Annotated in this window: 13 protein-coding genes and 2 tRNA genes; 8 read left to right on the forward strand and 7 right to left on the reverse strand. The window is 43.3% G+C overall.

The annotated features are described in order from the left end of the window. Window positions 1-45: 45 nt before the first annotated feature. Window positions 46-741 carry a DUF2726 domain-containing protein gene (locus CAG58_RS05715; RefSeq protein WP_154168004.1) on the forward strand — a complete coding sequence of 232 codons (696 nt, stop codon included), beginning with the start codon at window positions 46-48 and terminating at the stop codon, window positions 739-741. Here the strand turns inward: CAG58_RS05715 and CAG58_RS05720 are convergent. Then, window positions 733-1,794 (reverse strand): GGDEF domain-containing protein, encoded by a 1,062-nt coding sequence (locus CAG58_RS05720; RefSeq protein ID WP_161425487.1) that lies wholly within the window; start codon window positions 1,792-1,794, stop codon window positions 733-735. The genes CAG58_RS05715 and CAG58_RS05720 overlap by 9 nt on opposite strands. A 351-nt stretch (window positions 1,795-2,145) precedes the next feature. On the opposite strand from CAG58_RS05720, the gene CAG58_RS05725 reads away from it, so the two are divergent. The 3 genes from CAG58_RS05725 (at window position 2,146) to CAG58_RS05735 (ending at window position 3,758) form a co-directional block, all read left to right on the forward strand. Continuing rightward, window positions 2,146-2,222 (forward strand) — tRNA-Val (locus tag CAG58_RS05725). A 20-nt stretch (window positions 2,223-2,242) separates the two neighbouring features. Further along, window positions 2,243-2,319: transfer RNA gene (locus tag CAG58_RS05730), tRNA-Val, on the forward strand. 224 nt (window positions 2,320-2,543) lie between these two features. Continuing rightward, window positions 2,544-3,758, forward strand: a complete 1,215-nt coding sequence (locus CAG58_RS05735) for an MFS transporter (protein ID WP_161426424.1) — start codon at window positions 2,544-2,546, stop codon at window positions 3,756-3,758. A 115-nt stretch (window positions 3,759-3,873) separates the two neighbouring features. Here CAG58_RS05735 and CAG58_RS05740 read toward each other — a convergent pair whose 3' ends face one another. From CAG58_RS05740 to CAG58_RS05755, 4 genes are read right to left on the reverse strand one after another with little or no spacing between them, the layout of a single operon-like run. After that, window positions 3,874-5,661 (reverse strand): ABC transporter permease subunit, encoded by a 1,788-nt coding sequence (locus tag CAG58_RS05740; RefSeq protein ID WP_161426425.1) that lies wholly within the window; start codon window positions 5,659-5,661, stop codon window positions 3,874-3,876. A gap of 14 nt (window positions 5,662-5,675) precedes the next feature. Next, window positions 5,676-7,199, reverse strand: a complete 1,524-nt coding sequence (locus tag CAG58_RS05745; RefSeq protein ID WP_161426426.1) for an ABC transporter substrate-binding protein — start codon at window positions 7,197-7,199, stop codon at window positions 5,676-5,678. A gap of 22 nt (window positions 7,200-7,221) precedes the next feature. Then, a complete protein-coding gene (locus tag CAG58_RS05750) occupies window positions 7,222-8,043 on the reverse strand; it encodes an ABC transporter ATP-binding protein (RefSeq protein WP_161426427.1) in 822 nt (273 codons plus the stop codon). Beyond that, complete coding sequence (locus tag CAG58_RS05755) at window positions 8,037-8,864, reverse strand: ATP-binding cassette domain-containing protein (protein ID WP_161426428.1); 828 nt, start codon at window positions 8,862-8,864, stop codon at window positions 8,037-8,039. The genes CAG58_RS05750 and CAG58_RS05755 overlap by 7 nt, the downstream gene beginning before the upstream one ends. A 442-nt stretch (window positions 8,865-9,306) precedes the next feature. Here CAG58_RS05755 and CAG58_RS05760 point away from each other — a divergent pair, with 442 nt between their 5' ends. The 4 genes from CAG58_RS05760 (at window position 9,307) to CAG58_RS05775 (ending at window position 14,592) form a co-directional block, all read left to right on the forward strand. Then, window positions 9,307-10,485 carry a DUF1611 domain-containing protein gene (locus CAG58_RS05760; protein WP_161426429.1) on the forward strand — a complete coding sequence of 393 codons (1,179 nt, stop codon included), beginning with the start codon at window positions 9,307-9,309 and terminating at the stop codon, window positions 10,483-10,485. Next, entirely contained in the window at window positions 10,482-11,552 is a 1,071-nt protein-coding gene (locus CAG58_RS05765) for an alanine racemase (RefSeq protein WP_161426430.1), read from the forward strand. Before CAG58_RS05760 ends, CAG58_RS05765 begins: the two co-directional genes overlap by 4 nt. 233 nt (window positions 11,553-11,785) lie before the next feature. Then, entirely contained in the window at window positions 11,786-13,030 is a 1,245-nt protein-coding gene (locus CAG58_RS05770) for a 2-hydroxycarboxylate transporter family protein (protein WP_161425363.1), read from the forward strand. A 236-nt stretch (window positions 13,031-13,266) separates the two neighbouring features. Beyond that, complete coding sequence (locus tag CAG58_RS05775; RefSeq protein ID WP_161425362.1) at window positions 13,267-14,592, forward strand: anaerobic C4-dicarboxylate transporter; 1,326 nt, start codon at window positions 13,267-13,269, stop codon at window positions 14,590-14,592. Between the two features lie 91 nt (window positions 14,593-14,683). On the opposite strand, the gene CAG58_RS05780 is transcribed toward CAG58_RS05775, so the two are convergent. Continuing rightward, a complete protein-coding gene (locus CAG58_RS05780) occupies window positions 14,684-15,364 on the reverse strand; it encodes a response regulator (protein WP_187985748.1) in 681 nt (226 codons plus the stop codon). Next, window positions 15,357-16,964, reverse strand: coding sequence for an ATP-binding protein (locus CAG58_RS05785; RefSeq protein WP_161429835.1), 1,608 nt, complete (start codon window positions 16,962-16,964; stop codon window positions 15,357-15,359). Before CAG58_RS05785 ends, CAG58_RS05780 begins: the two co-directional genes overlap by 8 nt. Between the last annotated feature and the right edge of the window lie 132 nt (window positions 16,965-17,096).

Genomic DNA, 17,096 nt, shown 5'->3' on the forward strand with positions numbered 1-17,096 from the left:
GCGATAAGCTTCTCGTTAGCGTTGTATAGATAAAGAATAGGTACTATGGCGAACGTCTTTATTATAGTTGCTCTTTTGGTTGGTTTTTTTCTATTCATTCAAAAATATTTAATTCGTAATGATGATAGTAAAGATTACACTTACAAAAAAAGTGGCCCGTTACTGAATGCCGCAGAAAGTACCTTTTTTAATGCATTAAGAGCTGCCGTCGGTGAGCACGGTATTGTGCTGGCAAAAGTAAGCATGACCCATGCTGTTATGCCCAAACCATTGAAGAACAAAAAACAATGGTTTATTGCTCATAGCCGGATTGCTAAGCATTATTTTAGTTTTGTGGTTTGCGATGCAAGAACGTTAGAACCACGAGTCATCATGGAACTCGATGATGGAAAACCGTTAAACAAAGGAAAAATAGAGCGACAAAAGTTGTTACTGCAAGTATGTCAGTCAGCTAATATTCCATTAATTGGCGCCAATATTAAATACAGTTATCAAGTGGGTAAACTACGCCGATTGCTTGCCGCACACATTGATCTTATTGAGCCGGATAAAGAAGTTCGTTTTTGTAAGCGTTGTGGTAGCCCAATGGTCATCAAGACGGCCAGCCAAGGTGAGTTTAAAGGCCGACGATTTTTCACTTGTAGTCGTTTACCTCATTGTACCTATACTGAGAATTATAACGTTGTTTTTGAAACTGATGAAGCTGAGGTACCGGTGTCCGAAATAAAACGGCTAAATTGAATCAGCTTGTGAAAGTTCAGTATAATCTTTGCTGGCTGATGATTGACAAATACAGACTTGATTTCGGCCATTTTTTTTCGCTTTATACAGTTCCATATCCGCTAATTTAATTAACTCATTCAAGTTATCCCCGCTGCGATACTCACAAATACCGACACTGAGTGTTAACTGGATAGCTTGTTGTTTAGAAAATGAGTAATTAGCAACAAGATTGCGTAGCCTTTCGCCGATTTTCTCTGCCTGTAACAGTGAATGATCAAAGAGAGTAATACAAAACTCTTCCCCACCAATTCGAAATAAGTTTTTCTCCCCAACATGTTGAGCAAATAATCGACATGTTTCTACTAGCACTTTATCGCCAGTATCATGGCCAAACTGATCGTTGATTTGTTTGAAGTAATCTAAATCAATAATCAATAAGCAAAGCGAGGTATTTGGGCTCTTGTTTTGCTCAAAATAGTCAAATGCAGAATGCAGCGAAAGTCGATTATGAGCTCCAGTTAATGGGTCTCGAGTGGCTAAATGAGTCAGCGTAAATTCAATTTTATGGCGATTAGATTCATAAAGATGAGCAATAAACCAAAGGCCGCTATAGCAAAAACTAAAATTAATCAGTATAGGTATGGCATTAGGATACGATGAGTAGGGGAGCTGAATAAACAAAAGGCAACTGATGATCACGACGATCATACCGGTTACTACTCCGCCTAGTTTCTGACCCAGAAAGACGTAAAGTACCACCGGAGCCAATAAGCCCCATATAAAGGTCCCATTACTAATCGGTTGTAGATAAGTTGCTAACACTATGATCGTTAATAGGACACAAACGTAAGACTGAGCATGGCGCTCAGAGTAGTCATTCTGTTTAGCGTATTGATGAACATAGAAAGAGTAGCCTGAAAACAGAACTTCAATACTCGCTAGGCCGAGTGCTTGATGGTAGACAACGTTGAAGATGGCCATAGAGAGAGCAATAAAACACAAAAATAAGCTCAGCCCGCGAAGTACGGACGCTCTTAGCGTTTGTGAATGATTAAACAGTTTTGCATCCATGTTCTACCGACTCAATTGCATATTCGTTCGAATAGCCGTTATAGTACCCATTCGCCTTCACCAATCAACGTTATTTTTGAATCCAAATCACAAAAAGAGGAGCTAGTTCTAATTAACGGCCTTTTTAATTTTTGATGTGACCCGCCTTTTCTCTTTTTTATGACTTACTCACGACCTACTATAAAAGTGGGGATGACTGTGGACTTAGACAGAAAGATTGGATGATAACGGTTATTTTAGAGCAAAAAGCCAGCAAGTTGATCGCGTAAGAGGCAGTTGAGTCAAAAATAGTAAAAATCCACTTGCACTGAGTAAAATCAATCGCTAATATCCACCCCGTTCTCAAGTGATGCGTCCGTAGCTCAGCTGGTTAGAGTATCGCCTTGACATGGCGGGGGTCGGTGGTTCGAGTCCACTCGGACGCACCAATGTGAACAAGAAAAAATTTGGGTCTATAGCTCAGTTGGTTAGAGTACTACCTTGACATGGTAGGGGTCGGCAGTTCGAGTCTGCCTAGACCCACCAAATTTTAGACAAAGCCCGCTTTTTAGCGGGCTTTGTTGTTTCTACCCCTAAATTTCCTTTTTTTTTCTCTTACTTTTTACCGTTTTCAATACCGTCAGTGATCTAGCAATATCTGTTAATGCCTATCATTAGTATTCAATAGCGTTTAATGATTGATTATTGTTATAATATTACAATTTTCTCACTCAGTTTCTTCTTCTCAATCAACAAACGAGTTTAATCCAATGATAAAACGCCCACCGGTTGCTCTTCTTAATGATTGGCAGCTTCTTTCCCCGGCAGGAAAAGTTTTGGTCGCGAATAGCCTAAGTTTTAACTTAGGTTTCTATATGTTGATGCCTTATTTAGCTGACCATTTACAAGGTTTAGGCTTAAGTAGCGCCTATATTGGGCTGGTTATCGGTTTACGAGTTCTTAGTCAACAGGGGCTATTTTTAGTTGGAGGCACTCTCGGTGATTGGTTTGGTTATAAACCGATGATTTTATTTGGTTGTATGGTTCGTATTGTCGGCTTTTTGATGCTTGCCTTGAGTGTTGAATTACCGTGGATTATCGTCGGAGCTTTTGCAACTGGATTTGCTGGGGCATTATTTACACCAAGTAGCCAAGCATTTCTTGCTGCTGAATATCCTGAAAATCAACAACGCAATCGAGTCTTTGCATTACAAAACCTTGCTAGTGAAGCCGGTATGTTATTAGGGCCTTTGCTTGGTTTGATGCTATTAAGTGTTAGTTTCACGTTGGTTGGCGTGCTATCTGCTGGTATTTTTATCCTATTACTATTGTTGCAATGGTTTTTTCTACCGACTCAAAGGCACAAAATAAACCGCTCAGCTCAACAGCCATTTTGGCGAGATTGGCTAGAGATGTTACGCAATAAACCTTTTATGGCCTTTGTGATGGCCGCTTCTATTTATCAGGTGTTATTTCATCAACTGTACATGGCGATACCTTATCATGCGCGCGTAGAAACTAATGACCCTAGCATTATTACTTGGGTATTTATGGTTTCGTCACTGATGGGGGTGACACTACAAATGATAATAAGCCGTTGGATAGATCGCTCATTAGGCACAGCAAAAGGGATGGGATGGGGAATGTCACTGATGGGAGGAGCATTCTTAATTCTTACTCTATCTTTTCCGCTTTGGCCTGCATTGCCGTTTGTTTTATGTGCTGCATTACTCAGCTTTGGCTCAATGATGGTTTTTCCTTTACTGAGCGCTTATGTACCTAATTTTGCCTCCTCAACGAAATTGGCTAGTTATTACGGTTTACAAGCTTGCATTGGCGGTATTTTTGCGTTTATTGGCAATAGTCTCGCGGGGTGGTTGTTAGGTTTGAATTTTTCAACCAATTGGATTTGGATAACATTAGCCTTATTAGGTGTTTTCTCTGGTGTATGGCTGCATCGGCAAACGTCACGCCCATCGTTTTAAAACCGTAAGTAAAGTTAACAACTTGTTTAACCGCTCAAAGTTCGTTGGGCATCAAAATTTAACCCAATGAACTTTGAGGCCCCAAAAGCCATTGATCGTTTTTGAGCTCCATATTTTATTTAAGGAGTTTTCTAGCTCCAATAACATTCACTGAACTGACCGCAAACACGGATAATGTTATTAATGCCAGTGATGGAGCAAGAACGACCCAATAACTACGTTCAATATAGGGCATCCCTTCGGCAAGAATCCTCCCCCATTCAGGGCTTGGTGGCATAGCACCTAACCCCAGAAAACCAAGAGAAGCAAGAGCGAGGGCAATACCAGGCACTCGTAACATGGAATGACGTAATAATGGTTTGATGACGGCTGGCAAGATATAAAATAGATTACGACGAATCATTCCAACGCCAATAAGTGGTAACATTTGGATATAAGGTCTAGCTCGGACTTCGGTTGTTAGCGTAGCAGCATGAGCAGCAAGAGGTGCCCAACTGATCAGAATGACGGATAGAGCTGCGCCGTACAATCCGGGTCCATAGACTGCTGCGACTAATAAGCCGCTTACTACAGGAGGCAACGCGTTGGCGACTTCAATCGGGCCGGTCATTAATCGTGGAAATTGACCAATCAATAAACCAATAAAAAGGCAACTGATGGCAACGCCAACGGCCAATAAGCAAGTATAAAGACTTCCATGAGCGACCCTAGCTAATAGATCGCGTCCCATGGCATCTGCACCAAAAGGCAGTAGTAATGAAGGGGGTTCGAGTCGCATAAACTCAATGGCATAAGGATCACGACCCAAGCCAAATAACATCACACTGGCCAATAGTATGATGCATAGCATGGGGGTTCGCCGTGTACTCTTACCTATAGTGATATTTGATTCTTTAGGTAACGGCATCGCGCCTTGTGTCAGTGCTCTGCCTAGCAGTAAAGCTTTGGTGATGTTCACCGCAACCCCAACCATAAACGCGAGCAAAAGAATCAACAAAATACCCAGTTGTAACGTCGGTAGATCTTTCGCAATGGCTGCTCCTAGCGTGACTCTCCCTAAGCCGGGTATAGCAAACACTTTTTCCACCGCAATCGCTCCACCCGTTAGTGATACGATTACTAAGCCAATCATTGGTAGAACGGTAGTCAAGGCTCGTTTGAGAACGGCTAAAATGATATGAATACGGCGAATACCTGCAACGCTCCAAGTTGCTACCCAAGCTTCAGTAAAAACTTGTGCAATTGCATCAGAAAATAAACGACCTAGATAGCCACCAGCGGGAATACCTAATGCTAAAGCAGGCAAAATAGTATAACTAAAACCATACCAACCGAAGGGTGGTAGCCAGCGTAACCATACCGCACCCACCAAGAGTAGTAACGAAGCGAGGAGAAACTCTGGTAGTGCAGTTAACCCAACAGCAAGAATGCCGTTGCTTCGATAGGCTTGTCCTTTTAATCCTCGACGAAGTGTTGGGGTAACTAAAAGTGACGCGATCACAAATGCTACCCCAAGAGCCAGAACCATCAGCTGCAACGATACGCCTGCAGCACTTAACATGTCGTTAAGAATCGGCTTGCCAGTGACCCAAGATGTCCCTGGGTCACCTTGTAACAGATTAGTTAGCCAGTGGAACATTAGTGAAAATGGTCCTTGATCTAACTCTAGAGATTGGCGGATAGCATTAAGTGTTTCCTCACTTGGGTTTTGTTCTGCTGAACGTGCTCTTAATAACGCTAAGGCGGGATCTTGTCCGGATAGCCAAGGCAGCAAAGCAATCAGAACAACAACTCCCGCCATGGTAAAAATACGTGAACAAAGCGTAATTAAAGTGGGAGTACTGATGCTTGATAATCGCCATGGTATCAACGTTTTTCGCGTGAATCGTTGTGTTGTCGTCATGGATAGCGATGCCTTTATTGGGATGTTTCAATGATTGTGCTCAGATAAGTCTGATTACTGATTAAGGTTCGCTCTCGGGGATCACGATCGGCATGACGAACGTAAGCGGATTCTCCTTGAATAACCCGTTCATGTAGCATAGGAATAGCCGCATCACTAGCTAAAATAAGTGCTTCAGCGTCCATGATAGCTTGTTGTCTTTCTAAACCTGCAGGTAATTCCGATGCTTTTTCCAAAGCATTATCAATATCTAACTGGCAAAGCTGCGCAATATTGAACGAACCTTTACAGCTGAAATCACTGTACATATAAGCCACGGGATCGCCAGAATCGAGTACGGTTGCACGAGAGAGAATAAAGGCATCAAATTTTCCTGCTAAAGCATCCGCTTCGATTTGAGAATACTCACGAACCACTTGTCTGACCTTAAACCCAGCTTGAGTCAACTGTTGTGCCAAATAGACCGCCACTTCCGGTAGTTCCGTTCGGTCGGTAAACGTAGCTAAAGTGATGATCGCTCCATTAGGATGACCCGCTGGCGTTGGATGCTTGATTGGCTGGCGTAATTTCGCCGCCCAAGGGATAGCTGGGCCAAGTAGACCTTGGGCAATATCAGCACGTTTTTCATAGACAGTATTGACGATTTGCTCTCGATCAATTGCATCACGAACGGCAGCTCGTATTGCCGGGTCTGCCATTACTCCTTGGCGAGTATTCAGATACAAGGTATTGGTACGAGGCATCGGCACTTCATGAACTAGGTTTGGATCTAATAAAGGTGCTTGAGATACAGGGATTGCTTCAACGATATCGACAGAACGAGTGCGCAGTGCTGAAGCTCGGGCGAGGCCATCAGGTACAAAACTGACGTCAATACCAGCCGCTTTTGCTGGCTCTCCCCAATAGTCTTCAAAACGATTTAATTGAGCACTACTCGTGCCATGAACATTAACCAATACAAAAGCACCGGTACCTGTATTAATAGGATTAATAACGCCATTATCACCATAAGCATTGTGTGACAAAATCGACAGCTGTGGACTAGTTAAACGTTGCGGTAGCAGTGGGTCTGGCGTTGCAGTATGTACGATTACCGAGTATTCACCGTCAGCCTCAATAGTCAGATCAACGCCATCCAAAATACGAGGCTTAGGTTTTGCTGTTGCTGCGGTATTGAGAGCATTGACAACAGCCTTGGCATTAAAAGGCGTACCATCATGAAATAGAACTTCAGAGCGTAACTGAAATCGCCAAGCTGTAGGGGTAAGCCTATGCCACTCAGTTGCTAATGCCGGGGTGAGATTGCCCTCATCGTTTAAAATAACCAGTGTTTCGGCTGTGCTCCATCGGGACAATTTAAATGCATCATCACTTAACGGCGTTAAGCCGGAGCGTGGCGGGAGTAACATCGCAAGTCTAATTCGATTATTATCATTTTCAGCTAAGGGGACCGTTTTGTTATCTGAGTCAAAACAGCCAGTTAATAAAAACAAAGGGGCAGCAAGGCCAAATATTAATCCAATTTTTACCTGTAGCATCGCGTTGTGAATCCTTAAATAATCAAACGGTGTGGGAAGATGATTGGTCGTGGAGAGGGTAGAAATCAATTCTAGGTACGGCTTCGATCAATTTTTGGCTATAAAGGTGCACTGGTGATGCGATCACCTCACCGGTTGCACCATCTTCAATAATTTGTCCTTGGTGCATGACTAGCATTCGCTCACATAAATCCGATACCAGAGAAATATCATGGGTCACGACGAGTAATCCCATCTGGTTTTCATGACAGACCCTTTTCAGTAACGACTTAATTTGCTCTCTCAATGGGAGGTCAAGGCCACTGGTTGGCTCGTCTGCTAATAGAAATTTAGGTTGTATAATCAATGCACGAGCTAATGCAATCCGCTGAGCTTGACCGCCCGAGAGTTCACCTGCCTTCTTATAAAGAGTACTAACCGGTAACTCGACTTGTTTAACGGCACGCTCTAAGGCGGCTTGACAAGGTTTCCCTACTGCCAATCGTTTAAGCGGTTCTGCGAGCAATTTTGCTACGGTTTGAGTGGGAGGCAAGGCGGTATGAGGGTCTTGTGGAATATATTGTACCAAACGTCGATAATTTTTTAGTGTTTGCCAAGGTGAGTGGATAATGGGCATTCCCGCACAATGTATTTGTCCCGTCTGCGGTGCCGCTAAACCTAGGATCAGCTTTAATAGTGTCGATTTGCCACTGCCTGACTCTCCAACTAAGCCAACACGTTCTTGTTGTCCGATGGATAGCGAAAGAGAATCAATGATGGTGTGTTTTTTTTTCGCAGTTCTATAACTGTAATTTAATGCATTGAGCACAAGAAAATATGCATGTGGATCAATATGTTTTAGCATGCACTCGCCACTCTTGTTGGTATGATAAGCTCATTGAGGTTGTGGTTGCTTGCCGCCTTAACCAGTTGCTGGGTATAAGGATGAGCGGGGGAGGTGAGAAGACCGTTCATGCTGCCAGTTTCTACAATACGACCATTTTCCATCACAATTGCTCTTTGGCACAGTTGAGCCGCGACATTAATGTCATGAGTAATAAATAGCAGAGAAAGGCGATGGCTATGCAGCTGTTGATCGTGATGACAACGCTCACCGCAACATTGCTGAAGTAAAGTGATGACCTGTTTTTGATTAATGACATCGAGTGCGGTTGTTGGTTCATCGGCGACGAGTAGGCTTGAGCCACTTAACAGCGCAAAAGCAATACATAAACGTTGTCGTTGTCCGCCGGAGAGCTCACAAGGTAAACGAGACAGGAGATCATCACCATTAGATAATTGCATTTTATTCATTAGGGTTTGCAATTCATGCTGCGAACGGAGGTGAGTACTAAGCAGCATTTGTTTACCGACACTCATCAGTGGATTGAGTGCGCTAAAACTATCTTGGAAGATCGTTGCTACGCGCGATTTGGAACGGCGGGCCAAAATTGGCTGTTGTGCAATACTATCGCCATCGAAATCGATTTCTCCCTCAATATCGCAGTAAGGAGGTAAAGTACCACTGATTGCTCTAGCGGTCAGTGATTTACCAGACCCTGAAGCGCCTAATAACGCGACGCGTTCCCCCTGATATAGCTGAAAGTTAACGTTGTTTAAAAGTAGATTTCCATCAATACGTAAGCTTAAGTTTTTGACATCTAAAATCTTTTTTTTATTTTTCATTATATTAACTTTCGGGCTGGTCTGTTTAATATGTTATAACATAACCATGTTGACATGAATGCGAATGTCTTTCAATTTTATTTTTGTATCATTCCAGAAGTTCACCTTCGCTTCATTGAATAGGTATCACTACTACGATCGTCATATTTATTATTGTTTATCCCCTCCCTACTTGAAGCTGCAGCGGTGTTGACTACGTTCGTTCACCCCAATCATAGAGCCTGTCTATGCTCATGGGGATGAACTCACTTGCCGCCTACCTGCAACTTCAAGTAGTGCGAGTATATTAAGCTAGATAAATGAGAAGAGCCGATAATATTTGAATAAGTGTGCTACTGTGCGGTCTCTCCTTACCGCTTAGTAGGGACTTCTTTTCTTTTCCGATGTGACTGATCGGCACTCCTGAGTTGCCCATCTAAGCCTTAATTGATTAGGCTTTTCTATGTCTCTTGCAACCCCAATACTCAATAAACGTTTCCATCCTCGTACTGATGCTAATAACAAAAACCGTCCATCAGCCTTAGCTTCGATCATCCCCAATATTCCGACTGCCATCATCTATTGCGAAGGCAATTTTGGTAAGGTGGATGGTAAAACTGCCAATGGATTGGTTAGGCATTCTGAAAATTATCGGATTTTATCGGTCGTGGATAGTCAATCTGCTGGGCTAGATTCAGGAGAGGTACTTAACGAGGAAAAAAATGGTGTGCCCGTAATGGCCACAATTCAAGCGGCGCTGCAACAGGCAGGAGTAACGCCTGATTATTTTATTTTTGGTATTGCCCCTTCCAATGGCTTGCTGTCTGATGACGAAAAGACATTGATTCTAGAAGCGATGGAATCAAAAATGAATATTGTTAACGGGCTGCATGAGTTTCTCACTGATAACCCACTATTTGTCGAGTCAAGCCTTCGCAATGATGTGCATATTTTAGATATTCGTAAACCTAAGAACAAAGCAGAACTGCAAACATTCAGCGGTAAGATACATAGCGTACTTTGTCCTAGAATCGCAATCATGGGTACCGATTGCGCTCTGGGCAAGCGAACCACAGCGACTATCTTATCTAATGCGCTGCGCGCGAGAGGACTGAATGTGGTGATGATTGCTACAGGACAAACCGGAATCATGCAGGGGGCCCCTTATTGCGTTGCTTTAGATGCGGTTCCCTCTCAATTTTGTGCTGGAGAGCTAGAAGCGGTGATAGTCAAAGCTTATCAAATTGAGCAGCCCGATCTTATTATCATTGAAGGGCAGGGAGCATTAAGCCATCCAGCGTTTTCAACCAGTTCGTTTATTTTACGTGGCAGTTGCCCGACCAGTGTGATTTTACAGCATGCTCCGCATCGCCTTTACCGTACCGATTTTCCAGAAATGTTAATGCCTTCTGCCCAATCTGAAATCAATCTGATTGAAACCTTTGCGAAGACGTCTGTCATTGGCTTAACCTTAAATCATGAACAAATGTCCGCAGATGAAGTTGAAACGGCGATCGCGACTTATTCTGCCGAGTTGGGCATTCCTGTCACTGATCCACTATCACAACCGATTGATGCACTCTTACATATGGTCGAATCGGTTTATCCGCAGCTAGCCAGTAAAATGGTGACGGAAGGGTGAACTACCCTCGATTAGAGATTAACTGCACAAAGATTATTCATAATACTCAATATCTTATGGCTGAGTTGCATTTAAAGGCCATTTCAGTGACCCCCGTAACCAAAGCCAGCTCAGGCCACCCCTTACTGGCACAACTATTTATTCATGCCGGAGCGACAATGCTGGCTGATTCTCGAGTCGAAAATATGCAACGTATGCGCTGCTCTGGTATTTCGATACCTTTGATGTTGATCCGTACACCGATGCTTAGTCAAATAGCAGGGGTCATTAGTGATTGCAGTATCAGCCTGAATACCGAAATTGAAGTGATTCAAGCGCTTTCTGACGAAGCTCAGCGAACCAATAGCGATCATGGCGTGATAATTATGGTTGAATTAGGTGACTTACGCGAAGGGGTGATGGCAAAAGATCTGGTTGATTTTATACGTCGTATCGTGTTGCTACCCAATATTATTATTAAAGGTATTGGGGCAAACTTAGCCTGCCGTTATGGGATTGCTCCAGATGAGCAAAAAATGGCGGTATTATCAGCGTTAGCGGATGAAATTGAAGGCACCTTTGATATTCATCTAGACATTATTTCCGGTGGCAACTCCGCGTCATTACAATGGGCGTTGGCACACACTGGCGAGACACGAATCAATCATCTGCGTATAGGAGAGGCAATATTTTTTGGCTATGAATCCCTATATCAAGAAACACTGGCTGGTTTACAAACCGATGCGATGATCTTAACCGCTGAAGTCATAGAGTCTAACTTAAAACCCTCTTTGCCTTGGGGCAAGCGTGGTAATAATGCCTTTGGAGAACAGCAACCGATTGAAGATAGAGGGCCAGTGACCCAAGCGATTTTGGCTATAGGTCGTCAGGATGTTGATGTATCAGGGTTAACGCCGCCGCAAGGGATCACCATTGTCTCTTCGACCAGTGATCACTTGATTGTTGAAACGCTTGGCGAAAAACTATTGGTAGGGCAGAAAATCTCGTTCAGTCTTAATTACAGCGGTTTTCTTTCGGCGATGTCTTCACAACATGTTTATAAGCTTTTTAGTTACCCCCACTGTTAGTTGGTCGTATATATCCCCTTCTTACTGGAGGATGCAGCGGTGTTGGCTGCAGCGCCAAGTCGTTTGAGTATGACGAGATGAACAAAAGTTACAAAAGCTAAAGATAGTTACATTAATAGGAGGCTCAATATTCGATGTGTTAAGGGTTGTTAGAATGGCGGCATAATTTTAACAATCTAATAAAAAGGTAGAATATGTTAGCCAATAATGTGAACTCCCAAAAAGATAAGCGGATGATCAATATCATCTTTGCCTTATCGGCTGCTGTGATACTCTTTTCAACGCTGTCCAATAACTTACCAACGGGAATCATCGGCGCGATTGGCGTCATGGTCGTGGTTGGTTACATCCTTAATCTGATCGGTGATAAAACGCCGATTATCAATCAATTTTTTGGTGGTGGGGCGATTGTCGTTATCTTTGGCTCTTCCTACCTTTTTCATAGTGGCATTATGCCGCATGAAACTACGGAAACCGTGACTACCTTTGTTAAAGGTGGCGGATTTTTATCCTTCTTTATTGCCAGCTTAGTGACCGGTTCTATCTTAGGTATGGACACTCAAGTCTTGAAAAAAGCGGCGCTGAAATACATCCCAGTTATTTTGGGCGGTGTGGCATGCGCTTTTTTATTTGCAGGCCTTGTCGGCAGCCTATTGGGTGAAGGATTCTTTGCATCGGTTATGTTGATTGCTTTGCCTATCATGGGGGGCGGCATGGGCGCTGGTGCGGTCCCTTTAGTTGAGATTATGTCGGGTAATACTGGTATGTCAGCCGAAATGCTCTTATCGAAAATGGTCCCTGCATTAGCGATAGGTAACGCGATGGCGATTGTTATCGCTGGGCTACTGGATAAGTTGGGCAAAGTTTACCCTTCATTAACGGGGAATGGACAACTGATCCGAGGGAACGCTGAACAGCCAGCCGCGTCGGAAAATGAATCACCGATATCAATCAATGTGTTGGGGATAGGCGCACTGCTGGCAATCACCATGTATTTCGTTGGTACGATGTTGAGTGATGTGATCAGCATGCACCCTTACGCTTTAATGATTCTATTTGTCGCATTGGTCAAAGTTATGGGGCTGATTCCGCGTGAGTTAGAGAAAGCCGCTCACGGTTGGTACAAGTTTGTGGTTGATAACTTAACACCAGCGTTATTGGTAGGAATTGGCGTGGCATATACGGATCTTAATCAAATTCTCGCCTCATTAACCCTAGTCTATTTTTTAATGGTTCTGGCAACCGTGCTCGGTGCGGTAGTTGGGGCCGCGTTGATGGGGCGATTAATCGGTTTTCATCCTATTGAAGCAGCAATCACCGCCGGCTTATGCATGGCAAACATGGGTGGAACGGGAGATGTGGCGGTGCTTGCAGCCAGCAAACGAATGGAGCTTATGCCTTTCGCGCAAATCTCATCACGCATTGGTGGGGCTTTGATGCTAATCATGGCGACCTTTATCATTGAACTCTTAAAATAACGCCTTAGATTAACGCTTAACGGGTTAAGTTGTGTTAGTGATAGTTAGCACTATAATTATCAAGGGCATGATTGAGCTTCGATTTTACTTCAAGAAGGCACGATAGGCGTGATCGTATTTGGAGCGCAGTATTGGCTTTAGATTGACCGGCATTGATGACAGTCTCTGGGTACGTTCGCTCATCAGCTTAGTGGTTCCGACAAGCGTTTAATTGATTTCTCTATTAAGGAAAATACATGTTCTATTTACATATGCTGCTTCTTTTTGCGGTCATTTTTACGGGTATTCGCTATGGCGGCATCGCGTTTGGTTTACTCGGCGGCTTAGGGGTTTCGGTTCTCGCGTTTGTCTTTGGTGTTGCTCCCGGAACGCCGCCAATTGGTGTCATGCTGATCATTTTAGCGGTGGTATCGGCTTCAGCGACATTAGAAGCCACGGGCGGATTAAAACTATTGGTAAAATACGCAGAAAAAATGCTGCGTAAACACCCCAATCATATCGTTTATCTCGGACCACTTTGCACCTATTCATTAACCGTATTAGTCGGCACTGGTCACTCGGTTTATCCGCTGTTACCAGTGATTTATGATGTTGCATATAAGAAAGGCATTCGACCTGAACGGCCGATGGCGATTGCGTCAGTGGCATCACAAATGGGCATTACAGCCAGCCCCATCGCTGCCGCTGCTGCGGTGTTTATGGCTACCGCTGCTGACAATAATTTGGATATCGGTTTACACAATGTGCTGATGCTGACCATTCCTGCCACTTTGATTGGCTTATTGGTGGCGTGTACGTGGAGTTTAAACCGAGGAAAAGATCTCGATAAAGATCCTGAGTTTCAAGCGCGTTGCCAAGATGAAGAATTTCGTAACGGCCTGATTGATCCTGAAGCGGAGGTCGTTGAAGGTTCTAGCGAAGACAAAAAAGCCAAAACGGGTTTATTGGTCTTTATGCTGGGGATTGCCTCGGTGATTTTTGTCGCGATGTTCGGCAAAGAGTTAGGCTTACTGCCTAACGGCGTCAATATGTCGGTAGCGATTCAGTTCTTAATGCTGTCCGTTGGGGCCATCATCTTATTAACCACCAATATTCAACCATCGAAAATCGTCAACAGTCATGTTTTCATTGCTGGTATGACCGCGGTAATCATCATCTTTGGTATCGCTTGGCTCAGTGACACCATCATCAGCTATCACAAAACGTTTTTGATCGATATGGTGCGTGATGTGGTGAATCATCACCCATGGACTTTTGCTATTGCGATGTTTGCGGTATCTATCTTCTTAAAAAGCCAAGCAGCGGTATTAACCATTATGTTACCGTTGGGTTTTTCTTTGGGTATCCCACCAGAAGTGATCATCGGTGTATTACCGGCTTGTTACGCGTATTTCTTCTTTCCGTTTTACCCAAGCGATCTTGCGGCGATAAGTTTTGACCGCTCAGGCACGACTCGGATCGGTAAATACGTGTTAAACCATAGCTTCTTGATCCCTGGATTTATCGGTGTTTCAACCGCAACCGTCGTGGGGTATTTTCTCTCGATGGCGCTTAATGGCTAACGCTTTCATTCGCTAACGATAGGCTCATTCTTATGCCGAACACTCAATGGTGATCTGGCTGAGGATGAGCCGACTTAACCGAGCAACAAGATCAGTTAACCAGATGATACAAACGGCGTGGCCTGCCGCCCGTTTTATAATTAAGCGCTAAACGAACCATTCCTTCGGATTCTAAAAATTCTAAATAACGGCGAGCCGTAATTCGGCTCACGTTCATCTGCTCGCCAATATCATCCGCTGAAAATTCAGCCAAGTGTGGTTGTTGTAATAATGCCTTCAAGGACGCTAACGTAGTGGCATCAATCCCTTTGGGAGTTTGGCGTAACGGTTTAGTGACCGATTTACCGAGAATATCATCGATATCGCCTTGATCAACGGTTGCCGTACGCGCTAATTTTGCGGTGTAATGTTTGTAATCATCTAACGCTTGATGAATACGCGACATGCGCAGCGGTTTCACCAAATAGTCGGTCACGCCTAACTGAATGGCTTTTTGTACCGTTGCCGTTTCACGTTCGGCGGTCGTCATAATAAAATCACAAGCCGCTTGCTGATCACGTAATTGACGAATCACCTCAATGCCATTACCATCTGGTAGGCTGATATCAACAAAAATCAGTTGCGGTTTAAAGGTGGTATATTGCAGTAAAGCATCGGCGCAACTTTCACTGGCGGCGACAACGATAAAATCAGGATGCTGATTAATTGCTGACTCAAGCATATAACTCGCTCGGGGATCATCTTCAAGTAACATGACGGTTGTTTTATTCATAATTAATGACTTTGTTTTTATCTAAATAAATACTGAATAGGGTAGTATTTTCGTCGGTTCTTTCCCAGTCAATACTGCCGTTAAAATTATCGACCCATTGTTTGACCAAATACAAGCCTACACCGCTTTGCTCGTGATCGAGTTTCGTGCTGACTCCAAACTCTAAAATATGCTCGGTAATTTGCTCACTGACTCCCGCTCCGCTATCCTGCACCTCAAAAATAATATGATGACTTCGATCACTAAGATAAATATGCACCAATGGACAACAGCTTGCTCGGTTTTGCCATGCAGCCAGTAAAGCGTTATCAATCAGATTGCCTAAAATAGTCACAAACTTTTCAGAAAGATTTTTCGGATAACTCGATAAGTGAGTATCTTCGTCAATAATAAATTTAACGCCAATCTCTGAGGCTTTATTAAATTTAGCCAGTAATAAACCAGCAATGACACTATCATTGACTGAAAAAACAATATTATGAATGATGGATTGATAGCGATCGGTTTCTTGTTGGATAAATTCAATGGCTTCATGGTGTTTTTGACTTTGTAACAGGCCGGATAAAACATTTAATTTATTGGAATACTCATGGGTTTTACTGCGTAATAGCTGGGCATAATTTTTAAGATAAACCACTTCACGCTCAAGTTCGTTTTGCTCCAGATTGGGAAAAAAGACAATCACTTGGCCTTTAACACCTTTGGCGCTAGCAATCGGGTAAATATCCACTTTGTAGTTTAATTGACCAATAGAAAATTCACCTTGATGCAGCTGGCTCGGTTTGGCTAAAACCAAGTGACTTAATGGTGTTGAATAACGGGAGAGTGGTTGGTTTAAATAATCATAACGATTACAGACGCCCATAGAGAGTTTTTGCATCGCACTATTATTGATGGTGGTAATGTTCATATTATTATCTACGGCAATAATCGCATCGCGAATACTGTCTAATACCATTTCATGCTCACGGAATTTATGAATAATAAATTCCGGTTCATAGTCAAGAAACGTTCGTTTCATTTTAAAAACAAACGCACTGCTGATCCCGATCCCTAGTAAATAGACGACAGCAATTAAACCACCAAGATGACCATATTGCGCCAATAAAATATCCGATGTTTTCTCAGATAAATAACCGATACTAACCGCACCAATCACCTCGTCTTGCCAGTAAATGGGTGAGAAATTACGAATCGCTTTACCTAACGTTCCTGAATGGATACTACTGTATTCAGCACCTTGGATTAACGCGGGATAAATATCTTCGCCAATAAATCGTTGACCGACACGCGTCGGATCAGGATGACTTAAACGCATGGTCTTTTTATCCACGACCACAATATAAGACGCATCGGTTTGGGCGCGGATATGTTCCATATAATCAGCAATTGATGAGCGGGTAGGCGATGTATTCTGCGCGTTCACTGCCTCAATCACCGCAGGATCATTCGCGATGACGCGAGCTAACTCTAAACCGCGAGCTTTAAGCCCTTCAGTGTAGGAATTTTGTAGCAGAAAAAAAATAGCGCAGGTCACAACAATCACAATCGAAGAGGTTGTCGCAATCGTCGTTAATGCTAAATAACTTTTGAGTTTCATGCTCCCGCCTAATGACGATGGACTGTACGCTTAGCCCTGATAATTAAGATAAAAATAAGATCATCAGTATATCTCGAAACGACAGCAGAATGTGCAGTTATCCCTGAACGCAGTTCGCGAAAATGTGAGTTA

The sequence above is a fragment of the Vibrio sp. V31_P5A7T61 genome (assembly GCF_009904895.1).
GTDB lineage: Bacteria > Pseudomonadota > Gammaproteobacteria > Enterobacterales > Vibrionaceae > Vibrio > Vibrio metschnikovii.

What these genes read in the sequence shown, in the direction of transcription:
- CAG58_RS05770 (WP_161425363.1), top strand. Translation starts at nt 11,786, where the DNA reads ATGATCAATATCATCTTTGCCTTATCGGCTGCTGTGATACTCTTTTCA.
- CAG58_RS05785 (WP_161429835.1), bottom strand. Translation starts at nt 16,964, where the DNA reads ATGAAACTCAAAAGTTATTTAGCATTAACGACGATTGCGACAACCTCT.
- CAG58_RS05755 (WP_161426428.1), bottom strand. Translation starts at nt 8,864, where the DNA reads ATGAAAAATAAAAAAAAGATTTTAGATGTCAAAAACTTAAGCTTACGT.
- CAG58_RS05760 (WP_161426429.1), top strand. Translation starts at nt 9,307, where the DNA reads ATGTCTCTTGCAACCCCAATACTCAATAAACGTTTCCATCCTCGTACT.
- CAG58_RS05715 (WP_154168004.1), top strand. Translation starts at nt 46, where the DNA reads ATGGCGAACGTCTTTATTATAGTTGCTCTTTTGGTTGGTTTTTTTCTA.
- CAG58_RS05745 (WP_161426426.1), bottom strand. Translation starts at nt 7,199, where the DNA reads ATGCTACAGGTAAAAATTGGATTAATATTTGGCCTTGCTGCCCCTTTG.
- CAG58_RS05775 (WP_161425362.1), top strand. Translation starts at nt 13,267, where the DNA reads ATGTTCTATTTACATATGCTGCTTCTTTTTGCGGTCATTTTTACGGGT.
- CAG58_RS05735 (WP_161426424.1), top strand. Translation starts at nt 2,544, where the DNA reads ATGATAAAACGCCCACCGGTTGCTCTTCTTAATGATTGGCAGCTTCTT.
- CAG58_RS05750 (WP_161426427.1), bottom strand. Translation starts at nt 8,043, where the DNA reads ATGCTAAAACATATTGATCCACATGCATATTTTCTTGTGCTCAATGCA.
- CAG58_RS05740 (WP_161426425.1), bottom strand. Translation starts at nt 5,661, where the DNA reads ATGACGACAACACAACGATTCACGCGAAAAACGTTGATACCATGGCGA.
- CAG58_RS05780 (WP_187985748.1), bottom strand. Translation starts at nt 15,364, where the DNA reads ATGAATAAAACAACCGTCATGTTACTTGAAGATGATCCCCGAGCGAGT.
- CAG58_RS05720 (WP_161425487.1), bottom strand. Translation starts at nt 1,794, where the DNA reads ATGGATGCAAAACTGTTTAATCATTCACAAACGCTAAGAGCGTCCGTA.